The 19,417-nt window shown below is 45.4% G+C and carries 13 protein-coding genes, 1 tRNA gene and 2 pseudogenes; 7 read left to right on the top strand and 9 right to left on the bottom strand.

Annotated features, from left to right (window positions below):
- The first annotated feature begins 63 nt into the window (after positions 1-63).
- The 5 genes from U4956_RS12395 (at position 64) to U4956_RS12375 (ending at position 7,101) form a co-directional block, all read left to right on the top strand.
- Positions 64-1,044: an aspartate-semialdehyde dehydrogenase gene (locus tag U4956_RS12395; protein ID WP_323091003.1), complete on the top strand. Its 981-nt coding sequence runs from the start codon at positions 64-66 to the stop codon at positions 1,042-1,044.
- Positions 1,045-1,546: 502 nt separating this feature from the next.
- On the top strand, positions 1,547-2,521 hold the full coding sequence (locus U4956_RS12390) for a MoxR family ATPase (RefSeq protein ID WP_323091002.1): 975 nt from the start codon (positions 1,547-1,549) through the stop codon (positions 2,519-2,521).
- Positions 2,518-4,302, top strand: coding sequence for a VWA domain-containing protein (locus U4956_RS12385; protein ID WP_323091001.1), 1,785 nt, complete (start codon positions 2,518-2,520; stop codon positions 4,300-4,302). The genes U4956_RS12390 and U4956_RS12385 overlap by 4 nt, the downstream gene beginning before the upstream one ends.
- 27 nt (positions 4,303-4,329) lie before the next feature.
- Positions 4,330-6,345: a hypothetical protein gene (locus U4956_RS12380; RefSeq protein WP_323091000.1), complete on the top strand. Its 2,016-nt coding sequence runs from the start codon at positions 4,330-4,332 to the stop codon at positions 6,343-6,345.
- 96 nt (positions 6,346-6,441) lie between these two features.
- A complete protein-coding gene (locus U4956_RS12375) occupies positions 6,442-7,101 on the top strand; it encodes an ATP-binding protein (RefSeq protein ID WP_323090999.1) in 660 nt (219 codons plus the stop codon).
- A gap of 183 nt (positions 7,102-7,284) precedes the next feature.
- On the opposite strand, the gene U4956_RS12370 is transcribed toward U4956_RS12375, so the two are convergent.
- Positions 7,285-7,722, bottom strand: coding sequence for a GNAT family N-acetyltransferase (locus U4956_RS12370; RefSeq protein WP_323090997.1), 438 nt, complete (start codon positions 7,720-7,722; stop codon positions 7,285-7,287).
- 203 nt (positions 7,723-7,925) lie between these two features.
- Positions 7,926-9,062: a zinc-ribbon domain-containing protein gene (locus tag U4956_RS12365; RefSeq protein ID WP_323090996.1), complete on the bottom strand. Its 1,137-nt coding sequence runs from the start codon at positions 9,060-9,062 to the stop codon at positions 7,926-7,928.
- A 465-nt stretch (positions 9,063-9,527) separates the two neighbouring features.
- On the opposite strand from U4956_RS12365, the gene U4956_RS12360 reads away from it, so the two are divergent.
- Complete coding sequence (locus U4956_RS12360; RefSeq protein WP_323090995.1) at positions 9,528-10,040, top strand: DNA-deoxyinosine glycosylase; 513 nt, start codon at positions 9,528-9,530, stop codon at positions 10,038-10,040.
- A gap of 207 nt (positions 10,041-10,247) precedes the next feature.
- Here U4956_RS12360 and U4956_RS12355 read toward each other — a convergent pair whose 3' ends face one another.
- From U4956_RS12355 to U4956_RS12335, 5 genes and pseudogenes are all read right to left on the bottom strand, one after another.
- On the bottom strand, positions 10,248-11,558 hold the full coding sequence (locus U4956_RS12355) for a hypothetical protein (RefSeq protein ID WP_323090994.1): 1,311 nt from the start codon (positions 11,556-11,558) through the stop codon (positions 10,248-10,250).
- Positions 11,559-12,052: 494 nt separating this feature from the next.
- Positions 12,053-13,063: pseudogene (locus tag U4956_RS12350) on the bottom strand (DHHW family protein); the annotation flags it as partial.
- A gap of 404 nt (positions 13,064-13,467) precedes the next feature.
- Complete coding sequence (locus U4956_RS12345) at positions 13,468-15,231, bottom strand: zinc ribbon domain-containing protein (RefSeq protein WP_323090993.1); 1,764 nt, start codon at positions 15,229-15,231, stop codon at positions 13,468-13,470.
- Positions 15,232-15,253: 22 nt separating this feature from the next.
- A pseudogene (locus tag U4956_RS12340) lies at positions 15,254-15,803 on the bottom strand (IS607 family transposase); the annotation flags it as partial.
- Positions 15,804-16,257: 454 nt separating this feature from the next.
- Positions 16,258-16,776 (bottom strand): hypothetical protein, encoded by a 519-nt coding sequence (locus U4956_RS12335; RefSeq protein WP_323090992.1) that lies wholly within the window; start codon positions 16,774-16,776, stop codon positions 16,258-16,260.
- A 593-nt stretch (positions 16,777-17,369) separates the two neighbouring features.
- Here U4956_RS12335 and U4956_RS12330 point away from each other — a divergent pair.
- Positions 17,370-17,454: transfer RNA gene (locus U4956_RS12330), tRNA-Leu, on the top strand.
- Between the two features lie 300 nt (positions 17,455-17,754).
- Here the strand turns inward: U4956_RS12330 and U4956_RS12325 are convergent.
- Both U4956_RS12325 and U4956_RS12320 read right to left on the bottom strand, forming a co-directional pair.
- Positions 17,755-17,937: a hypothetical protein gene (locus tag U4956_RS12325; protein WP_323090991.1), complete on the bottom strand. Its 183-nt coding sequence runs from the start codon at positions 17,935-17,937 to the stop codon at positions 17,755-17,757.
- 230 nt (positions 17,938-18,167) lie between these two features.
- Entirely contained in the window at positions 18,168-19,124 is a 957-nt protein-coding gene (locus tag U4956_RS12320; protein WP_323090990.1) for a C39 family peptidase, read from the bottom strand.
- Positions 19,125-19,417 lie beyond the last annotated feature (293 nt).

Genomic DNA, 19,417 nt, shown 5'->3' with positions numbered 1-19,417 from the left:
AACACAAAAAACGTGATGAAAAAAATCTGAGCCAGACTCAGACAAACAAGGAGAAAAAAGAGCATGAAAACCATTGCGATTGCAGGAGCAACAGGCGCTGTCGGCCGACAGATGCTTGAATGTCTCAAAGAGCAGAAGATTGAAGGAAACGTAAAGCTTTTAGCATCGGCCCGTTCTGCCGGTAAAGAAATTGACGGTCATATCGTCGAAGAGTTGACTGAAGACTCCTTTCAGGGCGTGGATTACGTTCTGGGAGCCTGCGAAAATGATGTAACAAAAAAGTGGATGCCCTGGGCTCAGAAAGCTGGATGCGTTGTTATTGACAACTCTTCTGCCTTCCGTCTGGATCCAGACGTCCCATTGGTTGTTCCTGAAATCAACGCACAGGATATTGCCAAACACAATGGCATTATCGCCAACCCGAACTGCTCCACCATTATCGCCTTAATGGCTTTGCATGATCTTGACGATCTCTATGACATTGAATCGGTCATCTGTACAACTTTCCAGGCCGTTTCTGGTGCCGGTGTCAAAGGGATTGGGGATCTGGAGCGCGAACTGAAGGATGAAAAGGCCAAACCGGAAGCCTTTGCCTACCAGATTGCCTTTAACGTCATTCCACAGATCGGTGGTTTTGATGAAAACGGCATCACATCTGAAGAATGGAAGATGCAAAATGAAGGCCGCAAAATCCTGCACAGCCCGAAACTGAATGTGAACTGCACCTGTGTGCGCGTTCCTGTATGGCGTTCTCATTCCGAATCGATCACCGTAAAATGCAAAAAGCCAGTCGATCTGGATGTATGGCGCGAAAGACTGGCTGATTCAAAGGGGGTTGTTTTGCGCGATGATCCAGCAAACAACATCTATCCAATGCCAATTGACACCACCAATCAGGACAAGGTCTTTGTCGGCCGTATCCGCTATGATCAGGCCGATCCGGAAAAGAAAACGGTCAGTCTGTTTTGCTGCGGGGATCAGATTCGCAAAGGCGCAGCTTCCAATGCCGTGCAGATTCTTGCCTGCCTGATGGAAAAACAATAAACAAACCGAAGCTGACAGACCTTCATTGCAAAATCTGCCCGCTCCTCCATCAAAATCATACGAGATGCCAGAATCTGGCATCTTTTTTTGCGAATTTTTTTCACTTGATCCTTCCATTCATTATTCTGAACGTGTCAAATCTATTTTTTTGCTGGAACTGACTCATTTTGTTTAAAGGCTGCGTATATGAAAGTGAAGCGTCGATTATAAGACAACAGCAACATTCAAAGCCAAGACAGGCAGAAAAACGTTTCTAAAAACAAATCTTTCTTTGCAAAAAAAGATCTGCTTTTGGAATTCTTCCTTGCAGCTGCCCAAAGGCAAAAAGAGCTGGCGATTCCTTTTGAACAGTCCAGTTCGAGTATGCTACTTGCCAGTGTGGATGAATCGTCACTTCGTTGAATCAAGTGTCTTTCAAAAAGATACAGCCAGAAAGATACAGCTGGAAAGATAAATTTGGCTTTCTAAAAAATATCTTCCGGCAAAAGAGAAGGAGAAAAAAATGAAAATCAAGGAAATTTCTCAGGGATTAGAGGCCTCTGGCTACATTCCCTCCCCTCAGATCAGCTATGCGGTGAAGTCAGCCATCGACTGCAATACACCGCTGCTGATTGAAGGAGATCCAGGTGTGGGCAAAACCCAACTGGCTAAAGCGGTTGCCCGCATGCTCAATACCGAACTGATCCGGGTGCAGTTTTATGAAGGACAGACAGCCGATAAAATCCTGTTTGACTATGACTACCAGCGGCAGCTGCTGACCATCCAGGCAATTTCTGCCTCTTTGCAGGAAACCCTCAAAAACAAGTCGATTGATGAATGTCTGCAGGCAGTGAGCGGCCTGAACTTTTACAGTGAAGACTTTCTGATCGAGCGGCCTTTACTCAAAGCCATTCGAAACAACCAGCGCTGTGTTTTGCTTCTTGACGAAGTCGATAAGGCTTCCGAAGAAATCGAATACACGCTGCTCGAATTTCTGGAAGACTATTCCCTGTCGATTCCACAGCTTGGAACTGTTCATGCAGACGAAAAAACAAGACCGATTGTCATCCTGACTTCTAATCGATACCGGGAACTCTCCCAGGCTTTACGCCGCCGATGCAGCTACCTGTATATTCCGACAAAAACCAAGAGCGAAATGTTAGAAATTCTCAAAGCCAATGTTCAGGCGGATCCAGCCCTCCTTGCGGAAGTGGCCCAAGTCATGGTTGAACTGGCAAAACAATCCACCAAACTTCATCATGTTCCTTCCGTTGCTGAGGCCATTGAATGGACCAGACAAATGGTATCGGCTGTTGATGATCCCAATGTAAAACTGGTCAGTACACTCGGTGCCCTGTTCAAAGACGAAGAAGACTACCAGCGCTTTGTAAAGCCCAATGGAACTTGTTCTTCAGTTTTTGATCCCTGCAGACAGATTCTGGCCAGCATGGCCCTGCAGACTGAATCTGAAGAAGAGGCCTCTGGAGAAATGGGATGACACAGGCCCCTGAACAGAATGGCTTTCTGATTGAATTCTGTGACTTTCTCAACCAGAATGGGTTTTCTGTTTCCTCCAGGCAGCAGCTTTCTGCTCTGGACATGATCAGTCAGGTTGAAATCGAAAACGATCAACAGACAGAAAAACAATCTGACGAGAAAAAAGACCAGAAGGAAAAAAAACAGAAAGAAAAAGACGATACACTGATCAGAATCTTCAATGTTGTCTTTTCAAAAACACCTGAACAGACGACCTTGCTTCCCAAGCTTTTTCACTATTTTCAGGCGAACCAGGAAAGGATTCCCCACAAAAAAGAAGAGGAGGAACAGCACCAGGCCCTCCAGGGGGTCAAAAGCGACTTAAGCAAGCGCCTGAAGGCCATGAAAGCAGAAAGTAAGAGTGAGCGGGAAAAAATGAAAGAACGGCTCCAAAAAGAGGCAGACCAGAAGTTTGACCAGTGGCTGGAGCACGAATTTTCAAAGTCCTTTGGCGAGATTGAGAACACGCTTCGACTCCTCCAGCAGCTTCAAAAAAAGCTCGAAGATTCAGGCTTTCAAAACTTTCCTCAGACGGCTACGGAGCTTGGGCAGCTTCTGGAAAAGACCAAAACAGCCTCACCTCAGGCTTTTGGAAATTTTCTGCTTGGCAGTCAGTATCCGGCAGCCATGGAACAGGCTTCTTTATGGATTCTGGATTCTTTTCAAAAAAACGACCAGACAGCCTGCACTTTGCAAGGAGCGATCAGTGACCTTCTGATCCTGACCCGCATGGAGATGGAAAAAATGGAGTCGGCGGGCGCTCAAAAACGCAGTGAGCTCAACCGTGAAATCCAGAAGCAGCTTTCGCACTTTGATGCCGAACAAAACAAACGGGCCCGCGCCATGACGGATGAGATTCAAAAGACACAGAAACGTATTGATGAGATCGTTCGCAAACAGAAAGAAACGGTGCCTGACTTTATCAAAAAGCTTGCCGCTCAAAACCATCGGCCTGAATTTGACGGTGGTACCTCAGCCGTCCAGACCGTGCACCAGGACTTTTTGATTGATGACGAACTTTTGCAGACAAACCTGACACGCTTAAGCATTGAAGAGCAGAAGCAGATTTATGAAGCCATCAAAAAAAATGCCCTCGCCTTAAAAACCCGGATGCGCCGTAACATTCAAAGCACAGAAAGAAGAACTCTGGATGTGGGAGCAACCATTCGCAATGCCTGTAAAACGGGCGGAATCCCGCTGCAGCTGCAATTCCGGCAGCCCCGTCCCAATAAAACCAGAATTGTCCTTGTTCTGGATATTTCCGGCTCCTGTATCCGCGCCAGTCAGATGATGCTGACCTTGCTGCATTCGCTGGTCGATGTCTTTCCTGGCGGAATTCAGGTCTTTGCTTTTGTCAATTCGCTGTATGACATTTCCCGCCTCATGGAAACCGAAGACGTGGAGGAAGCCATTCGACAGGTCTTTGCGACCATTCCAACCCGCGGGGTCTATTCGGATTACAGCAAACCGCTCCAGACGCTCTTAAAAGAACACCGGCAGGCGTTTACTTCAGAGACGATGACCATCTTTATCGGCGATGCACGCAACAATCAAAATGAATCCTGTGAAGATATTTTCAAGCAGATCGCCCGCACCAGCAAAGTCTGCTGGTGGCTGAATACCGAGCCGCCGCACGAATGGAACACAGCCGATTCCATTGCTGGAATCTATGGACAATACGCCAAAATGATCCCTGTTCTTTCCACACAGGATCTGCTGAATTTCCTGAAAGCTCTTCATTAAAACTCGCTGCAGAAAGGAGGGAAAATTGTGAGTCGAAAGAATAAAAAGAACAAAGGGCCTCTTGCCCAACAGATGCAGCAAAAGACCCATCTGCTTTCCTGGCTCAAAGAGCACCCGGAATTTGAAACAGTTATGGAATCCAGGCTGACCCATCTGCTCAAAGACTCTCTGGAAGAGCTCTATAATTCGGAATCTTCAACGATCACCGGTTCCGTAAGATGGAACAACTACGAATGCTGGTTTGATGCGGTCTTAAGGCACGAACACCTGCAGGTGAACGTGAAGCGAAAACTCTCATGGCCACTCATTCAACCCTACGAGAACGCCAGATATCAGGCTTTGATTGAAAAACTGTGCCAGGATCTCTGTGACAGTTTCCGTGACTCGGCCCCTGATAAAAGCAAGCAGCTTATCCACTCTCAAATCATGAAAGCCTGCTGGAATGAATTGAAAGCGATGATCAAAAGAAGGGATCCTGTTTTCCAGGGACTCAAAGCGACCATTACCCGCTCGAATAAAAACAATGGCTATGCATGTGGAATCCAAAGAGATCAATTGAATCTGTTTTCCGTTGACCGGGTCAGGCTGCTTGAGACTGCTGCGCCGTTTGGAAGCCTCGGCCTGTATTCAATTTCCGATCAGACCTGGTTTCCTGAGCTGGATCGGATGGTGATTCAAAACCCGGTATTTGGATTCTTTGCGATTGACCACAAGATTGAAAAGGAAGTAATCAATCCTGCGAAAATTCGATCGGCCATCTCTGCTCATCTAAACGATCAGATTCAGGATGCCCTTTTTCGTCCAGTTGTACTCACCCAGTCTTTGAGCGTTGATCTCCACAATAACCTGTCCTTGACCGACCGTACCACTCTGAATTCTGTCTTCCCCCAGATCGTTCTTTCAGAAATGGAAAAATGGCGGGCGTTTGCAGAAGACATTTTAAAGCAATGGACTCTGACTCCGGAAATCTATCGTCCCCCCGCCAAAACCCTTGAAGAATGTCAGATTGTCTACACTCCTCAAAACCCGGGGATTGTCCAGATTCAATCCAGCATTGCTTCTGCCACTTTGTATCTGAATGATCCAGAACAAAATGAGTTTCAGATGGATGAAAGCATTCAGAAGGAGTGGAAAAAACGAGAGAAGCCGATTTTTAAACAGGCCTATGCGCAAGCTGAAAATCTGCTTGCATGCGCCAGGCAAGCTGGCTGCCAGCTGAGTCGAAAGTCAGGAAGCGGCTTAATGAGCGGAAAAGGAAAATTTGTTCTTCGCCAGGGCAGACAGGAAGCAGAAGTCATCCTGAGTGGTCCATCTTATTCTAAAAATTATGAGGAATGGCTGACCAACATTTCTTCTCTGCTTGAAAATTCCCAGGCGACTCTCACAAGTCTTATCACGGATAAGCAGAACTCTCAATTCGTGGAGGCAATGGAAAAACTGGATAACCTGATTCAGCTGGATATTCTGGAATGCTTTTCCATTCATCCAAAAATTCCCTTTGACTTTCTGGTGAAATGTCTTACAGATCCTTCTGCTTTTCCGAGCTTTGAACGCTTTCCAAAAAAGAAGCGTGGATTGTATCAGGACGTTCTTTCGGAAGATAGAATTAGAATGGAAGTCCGAAAAATGGATGCCAGAAATCTTGTCCGGATCCGCTCGGTCACTTCTTATAACGGCGGATGGGGCGGCAGTGAATATGATGCTGTTTTCCTGCTGGCAGCTGGAAGAGATCTTTGTGCCGCACTTCAAAAACCTGTTTCAATCGACCAGGAGGCTCTTCTTCAAAAGGTTCAGTCTCAGGCTCCGCTTCATGAACTGGAAACCCTGTATTTCCTTCCCGCCTTTGTCAAAAGGCTTAAAACCCATCAACAAATTCAGCCCGGGGAATGGGCAGCTGCTTTAGCATCAGTTTCGTCTGTGGGTCTTTTAAGCCGGATTCCTGAAGCGATCACTTCAATGGCAGAGTTCATCCCTGATGTCCTCAAGCCCGCTTTTCGAGCCCGGGCCGAACTTCTTCGTCTGCAAGCTGGCAAGCTTCAATAAAAAACATCCCTGCCCCCAATCCCTGATGAAAGCAGGCAAAAAAACTGAAAGGAGGAACGCGCAGAACCACGAAAAAGAGTGCGTCTGTGCTGCTCAATGAAACTGACTCGAATTGTATTGACCGGAGGCCCTGGAGGAGGCAAGACAGAATCCCTGGACGAAATGAGAAAACGGTATGAAAAAAAGGACTATCACGTCATTGTGACTCCAGAAACCGCAACCGAAGTCATTCTGGCCGGACTGGGGCGCCCCTCTTCTATGGACAACTTTGACTTCCAGACGCTTGTCCTCAAACTCCTGCTCTTTCGTGAAGACGAATTTACCAAGGCTGCTTCCCTGCTGCAGGATGGAAAAGATGTCTTGATGATCTGTGACCGGGGAGCTCTCGATGGCTTTGGTTTTCTTGAGCCTCCTTTATTTGAAAAGATTCTCAAAAACGCCAATCTGACCAAAGAGGACCTGTATGACCGCTATGATGCCGTCTTCCAGCTTGAAACAGCGGCCAAAAGCACACTGGATTCCTATACCCTGTCCAACAACGCAGCCCGCACGGAAGATAAAGAGGAAGCCGCCTTCGAAGATGATGTTCTTTACGAAACCTGGAGCGATCATCCTCACTATTTCTTTATCGGAGCTTCCGAAACGATTGAAGAAAAAATGGACCTGCTGGAAAAAGCAATCGATTTCTACCTCGACAATCAGAAAAAAAACAAACCTACGGCTGTTTCAGACGCCGCTAAAAAAGAATCTGATTGAGCCTGTTCATCTTCAGGCTCCTGATCGATTCTTTTCGAATCAAAAAGAAAATCGAGATTTTCCTTCAAAATGGAAAGTCTCGATTTTTCATTGGGCAAAGTCGGGGAATAGACTGCCTGTCAGCTGCTGGCTGAATCAAGCAGGGACTTAATGGAACTGAACTGACATCTTCCAACACTGCCCTCAGTCTAACGGCAAAGAAAAACCATAATGGTCATTCTTCATTCCATTGCGAAGATAAAATGCATGGGCTCTGGTTCGACGCTGATTGCTGGAACATTCAATCTGAACACAGCCTCTTTCTTTGGCGATAGGGCAGGCCTTATCAAATAAGGCCTGCCCTACGCCCTCGGATCGACATTGCGGATTGATCACCAGCTCAAGAAGTTCTGCCACTTTCGCGGCATGATGCAGCAGATCTTCAAAACGAAGATCCGCAAAGCCAATCACCTCTTTCTCTGTTCTGGCTACCAGCAAAGCATATCGATCAGGATTTTGAAGCATTGACCGGTAGATTTCTTCAAACCGCTTTTTGTCCAGCCGACACTCTTCCAGAGTACAGATCAGTTCATAAACAGATGGAAAGTCTTTAAATTTCGCCTTTTCAATTGTAAATACCATTCTTATTTCCTCGATTTCTTCAGATTCTTCTTTGATTTCAGGATATACCTGTTTTGGCTTGGCTGCTTCGGTCCTCATTTAAAGAGTGCCCGTTGAGTTGTTTGTTTCTTTGAAAGACACAATCTGACCAGAAGAAAAGCCATTTATCTTCACCTGTTTTCAGGCAGTGACAAATGGCTTACAAAAGTCAAATCTGAAAAAAATCAGTCAGCTTCAGACTTTGAATCCGATGAATTCTCTTCTGGCTCGGTACTTTCTGAAGATTCACTTTCCTTGACTGTGTCCGCTGATTCAGAAGCAGCTTCTTCTTGAGAAAAAGCTTCCTGGGTGCTGGAAGGTACAACTTCAGTTTCTGAAGTCTGAACGATCACTTCCGGAACAGTCTCAGGTTTAGGAACCGCTGGTTTTTCAAACTGTGGTTCTGTTTCTGATTTTGGTGTTTCAGGTTTTGTTGGAATCTGGACAGGCTGGGCCTGAACCGGTTTAGAGAAATCTGGTGTTTTTGGCAGATCTGTCTTGGGTCTGGAAGCAGTTGTCTGGCTGCGGCCAGTCTTGAGAACATAAACCATTGCCACCACAAAGGAAACAATGGCGGCCAGAACCAGAACCCAGAATCCGGATGCTGGATGAGTCAGGTGGATCGATTCCATCAGATCATAGCTGTCAAAATAGCCATAGTATTCATACTGGATAACGGAAGAGATCACGGATCCAACAAAGAATGTAAAGACCGATTTGATCAGCAGAATGGCACTGGCAATGACATCACAGGCCAGTACGGCTGACTTACGATTAAGGATGATAAAGCCGCATTCAATCAGTTTGGCAATCAAAATCAAAGCACCCGAGACACTGCCGATCAAAGCAAAGTTCACGGCTTGCACACCCCTGAAGCCATACCAGGTAAACGGCATGCATAAGCCAATGATGGTAATCAGCGCAAACAGTAACAGCAATAGACGATACGTCTGTTCCTTTTTCTGGCCGGGTTCGGGATGGAGCAGGTTGTTCCAGCCTTCCTTAAATCCCGTTTTCATATTGCTTACGCTTTCTTTGTGCAGTTCAGAGGTCTTGTTAAAAACAGGCGGGACCTGGATTTTGTCACTGGACTGATGAGATCTTTCGTTCTCATTGTGAGGATGAGGTGGAATGGCCTGTTCTGACTCCGACTGACCCGGAAGATCCGGCATACTGTAAGGGGGCTGCAAGGATTCAGAGTCTGGCTTGGTAAAATCAACCGCCTCATTTTCCGAAGACGGGCCAGCAAGAGGAGTTCCACATCTGGAGCAGAACTGATCATCGTCCTTGGCTTCATGTAAGCAGTTTGGACATACTTTCATAAGTGTCTCTCTTTCTTGACAGAATTAACAATTCTGACAGTTTTTTCGTCTGATCAGGCACCTGGAATGCCTGATATGAAATGGCCTGATTGGACAGGTACCGTATCTTTATTGTATCGATTTAGCAAAGTTTGCCGTCTATCTTGCACGTAAGATACTCACATGCTCCTCAAAGAACCTGTTTCAACCGCTTTCACTGTATATTTTTCTCGCTTTTTTCTCGCTTTTTCATCTGTATCCGCCCCAGAAGCAGATCGGCGCTGTCCTCTGTTTCCACCTGTCTGGACAATCGAATGATCGTGGACAGGACGGATTTCGTCTGACTGAATCCGGCCCTCCAGTTTTCAAAGGGAGGAATCTGGTTTGGAAGGCAAGAAGCAAAGGGATTCAAAATGTGAAGAGTAAAGTAATTGAAGGCAAGAAAAGCAGCATTGAAAAAATTCTCATCTTTGAAAGGAGATCGGTATGGCTGAACTCACAAAAGTTACGCATCCATTTGATCCCGTTTATGACTCCCAAAGCCGGGTGCTCATTCTCGGATCGCTGCCCTCAGAAAAATCCCGAGAGCAAAAATTCTTTTATGGCCATCCTTGCAATCGGTTCTGGAAAGTCCTGGCCGCTGTATTTGATGAACCCGTTCCAGACTCGATTGAAGCCAAAAAGAAACTGCTGCTCACTCATCATGTGGCCGTATGGGATGTTATTGCCAGCTGCTCGATCAAGGGATCCAGTGATGCATCTATTACAAATGTAGTCCCGACAGACCTGTCTGCTTTGCTCGCACATTCAAAGATTCATACTGTTCTTTGTAACGGGCGGACAGCGGAGCGCTATTATCTGAAATTTCAGTATCCAAGAACTGGAATTGAACCTGTTTTTGTTCCGTCTACTTCACCGGCCAATGCAGCCTGTTCACTGGAAAAACTGATCAGCATCTGGAAGCCCGCTTTGCTGGAGGCCCTGGACGATCCAAAATAAGAAAACTCCCGCATAAGAAATCCAGATCTGGCCTTACGTACTTGGATCAGTCGTAGGCAGGAAGAAATTGGATCCTGTTCTTGCGGAAGTTTCAGTTTGTTTATCTGGTTTAGTTTGTGATCCATTTTTTGATTTCTGACTGAGTTTCAGTTTAAACTTCAGAAGATTGCTTGGACTAGCGAGCTGTTTTGATGGTGCGAAGATCTGCTATTGAACATTCCATCCATAAGAAGCTCCCCAGCCAACGCCTTCATCTTTCCAGCCGCGGGCAACCAGCCCGTCGGCCTCTTTTTTATTGGTTGTATAGTTGTGGCTGCCGGCTTTTCTGGCATTCGGATTGTACTGACGATAAACCGGAATCGCATCCGCTTCGGTTTCGGAGTACCAGCCAGTTCCTTCATCTTTCCATCCGACTTGAACGAGATGAGTGCGTTCATCCGGGTTGATCGTATAGTGATGGTCACCACTGTTTGGATTGTACAGGCGATAGACAGGCTGAGAAGATTTGGCTGGGGCATACCAGCCAAATCCTTCATAGGACCAGCCATGGCTGACCAGAGCCTTTTTCTCCGCAAAAGAAGCCGTATAGAAGTGTTCGCCGGAATTTGGATTGTACAGACGGAACATGGCGTTGTAACCATCTATTTTTGGCAGAGCCGAGCCATCATCCAGCGCTTTTTCATAGGCTGCAATCTTAGAGCGAACTTGATCCGAAGTGAATGCGTCAAGATTGGATCCTGAATATTCGAAAACCTGACCAAAGCAGGTGGGATACGTCATTCCAATTGTCGCATTGGTGCTGATGGCTGCCCCTGTGTAGCCATATTTCGATTCAATGATATTGAAATAATGACCGGCCACAGAGCGGTCGTGAGTTTTTTCATACTCATTTTTCTCGGCCGTATACCAGCCATCAAAGGGATTGCCCTGACCCATAGGCTTCCCGATAGAATAGCCCCAGGCCAAGTTCTCCCCGACTGGATAAATCTGAGAGTGATTGCCAGTATGCGCCGAAGTGTTGGTCTGGACGATGGAAATTGCCATTAATGGAAGAGCAATTTTCAGATCACTGACACCTTCAGATTTACGCAGACGGTTACAGTCATCCACATAAGAGAGTGACTGCTTGAAATGTTCCATCGTCATCGCATCATTGGCGTCGTTGAGCTTGTTTTCACCCGTCTGAATGCTCTGGGCCAGGATCAACGCTGCATCGTAGTCTTTTTCATACAGAAAGAAGCCCAAAGCACCAATGGTCGAAGGATCCATGAACGCAAACGGATCCAGAATTTGATGGACATACTCTTCGAAATCCACATCAGATGCTTCATTGCTGAAACTGTCCTCCGCTTTTTGAAGCACAAATTTTCGTGTAGAGTCTGAAATCTGGTCCACATCCAGATCAAAGCTCCATGCTGGTGAAGCTGGCTGTTCATCAGCCAGAACCGTGGCAGCTGGAGCCAACGTACTGATCGCCAGGCTTGCCCCGAGCAGCCACCCAAAATATTTCCCTTTCATTTTCCCTTTCCTTTCCCGAATGGCTGTCTGTTCATGTTTTACAGGCTCAAAGCGCCCAGACCAGCCAAAAAACTGAATCACAGATGAATTTCTCACTATAAAATATGTATTTATACAACCATTCATTTTTTGTTAGTATCATTTTAGTCTTCTCACACTATTTATGGCGAATTTTCTTCACTTTCCTTTTGTTTTCTTGGCTATCCGGCAAGGAATCCATCATTTTTTGCACCGGAAGACTTTTATCAAGCTCAGGAGCGCTGATTTTAAGCTTTAAACGTCTCGAATCCGAAAAAATGCACAGGTCTCCTCAACCAGGCGCACCAATCGCCCAAATGTTTCCAAATAAACAAAAAGCGGATTGTCCGTAGATCCTGTCAGGCAGGCGTTTACAGATAATCCGTTTCGGCTCATTCATCAATACACAAGAAGATGTGACCAGAAATCAACGAACCATTGAACGACGATTCTTTCTGAATTGGTATTGAATGCAATCAATGAAGCAGCGCGTCATAGCGGTCAGCAACGCTGGTGGAAGCTGCCAGCTGCATATTGTTGATCAGAATCAGATCCTCGATTTCGTGTTCTTTGCACCAGGTCACAATGGGTACCTCAGAATAACGGAAATCCATGACGTAAACCTTATCGTAGTTGTTCACCAGCCAGGGCACAAACGCATTTCCATACGATTCCTTGATCACCAGACACGAAGAGCCATCTTGAATGTTCGGGTTATCGATGACTTCAAAAGGCTGATCACCGGCAATGAGGCGCATGTACTGATTAAATTCATCAATATTCGGATCTGGGCTCACAATCGCATGTTCATAATACTGATCACTGCCAGGATTGGCTTCTTCATCCGTAAAGACTTTCATCGTGTTGGTGTCTTTTGGAATCCAGCCGTCAAACTGATCTACATTCAGGTTAACTCCAGGCAGCTGAGAAGCATACGAGCCATAAAAAGGTTCGAAATGAACCTGTTCCAGAGTCGATCGATCTACCGGTTCGATGCCCTTTGCCTGGCAGAAATTTTCGTAAACGTAATAAGCGCCCAGGGGCGTCCAGTGGTGATCCGTCCGATAATAGAGATATTCGTTGTTATGTTCACGAAGTATATCAATCGTTCCCACCGAATGAATCAGATCGGAATAGTTGGTGTAATAATAATCGATGGCCTGTTTCTGATCGGAACCGCCAAGTTTATTGAGCGTTTCCTGATCAAGCAGGACGCCGGAGTTATTCGGAACCAGAATCGAATAGACATCCGTAATCCCCTCCAGCTCTTTGGCCGCCCGTTCAAGCGCTTGAGTATAGGTGTTATAGGAGTCTTCGGCAAAATAATATCCACCATATACCGCCCCATCACGTACCAGCAGACCTTCCATGATCTGGCCCTGAATATCTTCGGCCAGCGCATGCGCATCCGGAATTTCCGTGCGGGTGTCATGTTGGGGTTGGGCAGAGTTGTGGGTTCCATCCTTGTTTGCCGCTTTGGAGGCCGTTGAAGAATTCGAACCCCTTCAATAAATGAGTAGAATTTGTCCTCGGAAGGATAAAATGTACTCATCCCTGTCTGCGAACAGTGTTCGGCATTAGCCGGCGGTCGAAGGGTTAAATTGAATGGTGATCCAAAGCCTTGTCTTTTGGACTCCACTCTGAATCTTCAATCTTATCTAAGTCCCGCTTTACGCACCGCACTTTCCGGGGAAAGTACAGCTTGTAATTTTAAGGGGCATACCCCAATCTCGCAGAATTGGTCCCCCTCAAAGCCCGTCCGGCGCGGTACAGGCCTGAGTTTTAAGAAACCCGAAGATTTCACAAAACAGCTCCGGCCGGGCTTGATGAAAGCTCGGACAGTCATTATGGCTGTCTATTCATTTGTTTACTTGGTTAGTTAGTTAGGGAGTTATGGTGTTACTTGACTGGTTACTTGTTTTGTTTCTTGTTTTGTTTCTTGTTTTGTTTCTTGTTTTGTTTCTTGTTTTGTTTCCTGCTGATTCTTTAACTGCTCGATTCTCTCTTCATAAAGCTTCTTAATGCTCTCTCGGGGAGTCCATTTGGTGATTTCCGGATGATTCTCATAAATCCATACAAGATTGGACGCCGCATTGATATCGGCGTTCATTTCTTTGTGTACAGGACAAAACGCCTTTTCATGAGCTGATTTGTCGCGGGTAACTTTTGCTCCGCAGATGTGGCAGTACTGGGAACTGTAGGCCTGATTGACATACGAGACTCCGATCTCCTTCAGGCCGGCTTTGTATTCGATTCTCTCCTGCAGGACGCCATACATCCATTCCGAAAGCAGGCGGTTCATTCGCTTATACTTGCTGGCCGCCCCTCGGATATCCAGATCTTCCATTACAATATGGCCGACATTCTGGTCTGTCTTCAGGACCAAAGCAATTTCTTCGTTGATCAGGCATTCCAGATGGGCCTGGATCTTTCTGGACTGGCGGGCAAAGGACTTTCTACCGCGGATATTGTTCTTTCTGATCCTTTCTGCCTTGCGCAAAAGCGAGTATGTCCGTTCTTCGCAGGCTTTCTTTTCCTGAGGGGAAAGATCCGGTTTTTTAGATGCAAACTTCTCCTGGTCAGCCTGCTTTAAAAGATTTTTTCTTCGATCCCGCATCCGGTTTCTCTGAACTCCTCGCGCACTCAGAAAATCAGAAGCAGGATAAAAGCATTCTTTGTAAGTTCTTTGGTCTAAAGTTTCAGCCGCCTTGCTCTTGTTTTTGCGCAACGCCTGTTTTTTATCTTCAGTTTTCTTCTTTTTAAGTTCAGCAGACAAAATATTATTGGAAGTGCTGAGCAAAGAAGTAATTCCAGCATCTACGCCAACGTTCTTCTCTGACTTGGAAGGATGGTTTCTTACTTCGACAAGTCTCTGAAAAACCAGACGTTTTTTTTCACGGTCATAGAGCACAGTAAGGTTGCCTCTGGTCTTTTCTTTTTTGGATGTATAGAAAATCCCCCGGAGTTTGACTTCAAATGGCTCCTGGTTTCCTAACCCCATCAGCTGAATGATTGTTGTATTCTCTTCATGACGGATTGTATAACCGTTTTTGTCAATTCTCATCCAGCTGCCTTTGTTGGTATGAACTGGTTTATGGTACTGCCGATACCTTCTTGCCGCATGAGTGAGAAGCCGGTGGATTCTGACAGGATCGCATTTTTTCAGGCGGCCAGCGATATCTTTATTGGAAATCTCCAGAGGCTCAAACCGATGATTTCGAATGATTGGTTTAAACAGCGAAGGCGTCTTGACCACATAAAATACAACTGAGGCTTCCTGGGCATTCATCTTGTACTTCGTATAGAGTTCATCCTTGATACGGCGGATGATCTCTTCCTCCATGGATTTACGGTTTGTGATGATAGACTGCATAGCACATGTCCAGAGCCATGAAGGAAGCATTCCCTTTGGAAAAGAAATACCCGTCAATTTAGCTACGTGATTGGTCGTATCTTTAAGAAGCTGTCGTTTTTCAGCGCGGATTTGGTCCCGGCACTTTTTCCAGGACTTTCCCATCAACTCAATGGAACAGCCAAAAGGAGCAAGAAGGTTATAGGTTTCTCTCCAGGCGAGAAATAAGTTATCTGCCTGTCTGCTCTGGTTTTTGTCCAGTCTGACGGACACCATCTGAATTGTTTTTTTCGATCGACTCATCTTCGTTGTCCTCCTTCAGCAGTTTCCTGGTTTCTTCAATTATTTCCTTATTCTTGTTGCTACGTGAACCATATAAGATATAAGCGGCCAGAAAAAACAGTAATGATGGCAATCAGGTCGTCTGTGAGTTCCTGGGCGCTGTTTCGTTCTTCTCCCTGATTGATGATTACAATTTCTGTCTCCATCTTTTTGGCAAGATATTCAACCAGTTCAAAGCCGAAACGCAGCAGGCGGTCTTTGTGGGTAATGACAATGTGGCTGACTTTTCTGTTTATAAGCAGATCGATCAGTTTAAGCAGACCTGGCTTTTTGTAATTCATTCCAGATCCAATATCCTCAATAATCTGGTATTGCCAGCCCTGCTTCTGCATATAGATCTCAACAACATCTGCCTGCCTTTCCAGGTCCGCCATTCTTTTCTTTGTAGAAACACGGCAATAACCAATGGCGGTTCTTTGCGACTTTTCTGGAGTCTTCCCAAGATAGACATCCAGCTCTTCAGAATCAAACATATAATGGCCGCCAATAGAAAGATGATAAGGCAGGTTATCAGTTTTGATCATTCTGTACAAAGTATGTCTGGTAACTCCAAAATACTGGCAGACCTACGCGCTTTCTATTTCTATATTTATTGTACATCAGACGCAAAAAATGCGCAATAAAAAGACCGAAAACGCATTTATTTTATTTATCCAGATGGGCCTGACAAATGTCCCTTTCATGGTCAGGTTGACTAAAAACGTTCGCAATTAATGATCATAACAAACTCTAAAATGTTGATTTCAGGCGTAAACGTTCATATATAACAGACAAAAATTTCTTTTAGCGCTTTTGTCGGTCGCATCTTATCCATTATTGAATCTCAAAAGCATCTTTCAGAGGGCTTTCATCCCCATGGCAAGCCATGGCGTATTCGCCTAGCTTGATAACAAAGGACATGTTGGCGACGATGGACATGCAAAGAATAGTGGACAGGTGAAAAATGGAGGATGAGCCGATAACGGAATTTCAATCATTTAGCCCTTATTATTTTAAAATTGCCTTATTTATCCAACTGTTAAATCCCGTCTGGTAGCGGACAATCGGTCCGGCAATACATTGATGGAATAGTGAAGAATATAAAAGCAGATTTGAAAATTTTCGCTGTACTTCGACTTTTCCCCAATAGACATCGATGACATAAGAGAGCAGCTGAAAGGTGTAGAAGGAAATCCCGATGGGCAGAATAATATCCGGGATAAACTCTGGAAAACCAGAAAGAAACTGCATGGTTCTGGCGATTAAAGGCGTGTATTTAAAATAAGCTAACAGCCCCAGCAAGGCGGTGCATTCAACAATCAGCCAGAATTTTTTCTTTTTCGGATTTCGGGTATGAGCAATCTGGAGGGCACACAGATAGCTGACCACTGTCTGCGTCAGCAAAAGCAACAGATACATCGGGCCGCCCCAGCCATAGAAAATCAATGAAGCAATGAGCAGCACGAGATTTCGCTTACGACCTGGAACAAACAGATAAACAGCCATAGTCAGGCTGAAAAAAACCATGATATTCCTTTCTTTTCCATAGGAGATCATCTTGGTGGACAGCCAATCCAATTTTCCCTGCCTTTTCTTGCATGGCAGAATATTGGTCTGTAGCATAAGACGATCCAATAAATTCATCTTAGAGTAAACAAACAGAATTGAAAGATAATCTTGGAATTATTATGGAATTTGACCAGATCTCTTCGAATTCTGATTTCCCTTCTCGCACGAGGTGAGAAGAAGGCATCAAAATTGGATGGCGCCTTCCTGACCAGCAGTTTTTGACGATTTTTCCTTTTGCAGGAAATTGTTTCCAGTACTGAATTTGTCCTCAAGGCAAAAGAATCGATGAAGGGATTGATATAAATGAACAGTTCACGCCAAATATTAAGTTATATTTACCTTATATAGATTTATTAAATTGAGAAGTAAAAATTTTTTGAAAAATTGATGAAATAGACTTGCTATTTTGGTGAGATCAAGTAGAATAGTTTTCGGTTCAAGGGAACACCTCACCCAGAGCCAAGCCGATTCGAAAATAAAGAAAATTTCTTCTTTACAAAAACTTCGAAATACGGTATATTAAATAAGTACTCATTAAAAGCAAATCACTTGAGGACGTGGTGGAATGGCAGACACGCTACTTTGAGGGGGTAGTGAGCTTAGCTCGTGTGCGTTCAAGTCGCATCGTCCTCACCATTTCGAAAGTACACTCTACGGATATTCCGTAGAGTTTTTTTGTTTTCTTCCCTTAACTTTCCGGCCGGTGCAAATCTGCGGCCGGCTTTTTCTTTTCCCGCCTCTGACCATTCTTCCCTTCTTCGGTTTTTGGTACCGGCTGATCGATATGTTCTTGGAGGCAGGAGAAGATACCATTTCTTTCATCATTCCTTCCTGCACTACAAAAGCCGCAGATCCATAGGATTCCATCCAGTCAATCTGCGGCTCTATTTGATTTGTTTTTGGTGATTAGAACTTTATTCAGCGATTTCAACTATTTCAGTCCTCTGCTTCCAGATCATCAGCCCGGCGCATGAACTCATCCCGGCTGATTTTTCCTTCGATATACTCTTCGGCCATTTTCAACTCTTTCTCACTGGCTGTTTTGCCGCCAAGACTGGCTGCAGCAAGCTCCTGTTCAACAAATAGCCTGCGCTCTTCTTTTGTTTCCGGACAATTCATTGTATTGACTCCTTTTCCATTTCATTCGTGTTCCCTATTGAAAGGAAGACAAGGATAAATCTCTCTTTTCATAATGAACGAAAGAAGTCAAAAATGCTGGTCTGTTGCCTGTCTGAACAGTTTCCAGTCATTTGCTTTTTGCGAAAAACACGTCAGGCAAAAAAGCCATATCTTCCCTGCTGCAATCTGCAAAGATGGATATGGCAGAATAACAAGCCGCTTTTCTGGTTTTACCAGATATAGGCAGGCTCTTGATTGTTAATCATTCCGGTCCACAGTTCATCCACAGTAAAGACTTTACGGCCTTCATTTTGTCCATCTTGCTGGTCGTAGCTTGGGTCAATGAAATGAAGCTGGGTCAATGTGCCGTTTTCATCCAGTTCAATTCCATAGATCAATCCTTCATGGACAACATGGGCGTACGATGGACCATAAGTATTAGCAACATCAATTTGGACAAAGACTGGAGCTCCGGCCTGGATATCTCGAATGACGCGCTCACAAAAAAGAGCTTTATCTTCTTCTGTAGCCCCATAGGGAGTCAGTCTGGTCACCTGATATCCGGGATCATCAGGTCCGGTGGCCACAGGTGCATCATAGAGAAGGTTGGAGGCAACCCGGGCTACATCTTCAGGTTCTGTTCCTACTTCTTCCTGGGTATTCATCAAAACGCCAAGATCATACTGAGTCCGATAGACGCCATGAGATTCCAGAATCATCTGCAGGCAGGCTGGTGCACAATGCCAGTTCGTCTCCTGTACCTTCTGCGGAAGCGAAATCTGAATCGACTGGGGGCCTGCAAGTCTGGACGAAGACGAGGATTCCTGAAAACGATCAGAATGTTTTCGTGCTGTACGAGGCTGTTGGGCATTCGAAGATTCAGATTCAGAGGCATTCTGAGGAGAAGAGGACTGCTGCAAAGAGGATGCCGCACTAAGCCGATCTGATCGCACACAATCACCAACCGCACTGACGATCTGTTGAGTCAGCGTTGGTTTAGGCGGAAATTTATAGCAAGAAACCATCTCCATTGAAAGCTGGGCGACCGCCTCTTCCACACTTTTTCTGGCCCGATGCTGGGCTGCGCTGATGACAGAGGCTGTAGAGGATCGGGCCGAAGAGCCGCATCCAGCAAGAACCAGGCACACCATCAGTAAGTATTTGGTTTGAGTCAGACAAGATTTCAAAATCGGCACTCCTTTCTTCCTGAGCAGAATTTTCTGCTTCATTAGCATGCCAAGTCCAGCGGCAATTGACAACCAGAATCCACATTTGTTCTCAAAAAACGCGCAGAACTGCGATAATTCATCTTAAACAGATTGCATTTCTAATCCAACGATCCGATCAGCAGATCAGCATCCGCCTCGCTTAAATCCGTCTGGCACAAAAAATGAGATTCTGTTCTTGCTGGCTTACGAAGCCATTCCGATCAAAATCTCATTTCAATGTAGAGTGTCAGTTTAGAAGGACAGGATCTGAT

This window comes from Allobaculum sp. JKK-2023 (genome assembly GCF_034745455.1).
In the GTDB taxonomy this organism is placed as follows: domain Bacteria; phylum Bacillota_I; class Bacilli_A; order Erysipelotrichales; family Erysipelotrichaceae; genus Allobaculum.
The sequence above is the reverse complement of the archived record's forward strand: the minus strand, read 5'-3'. Positions and strand labels throughout refer to the sequence as shown.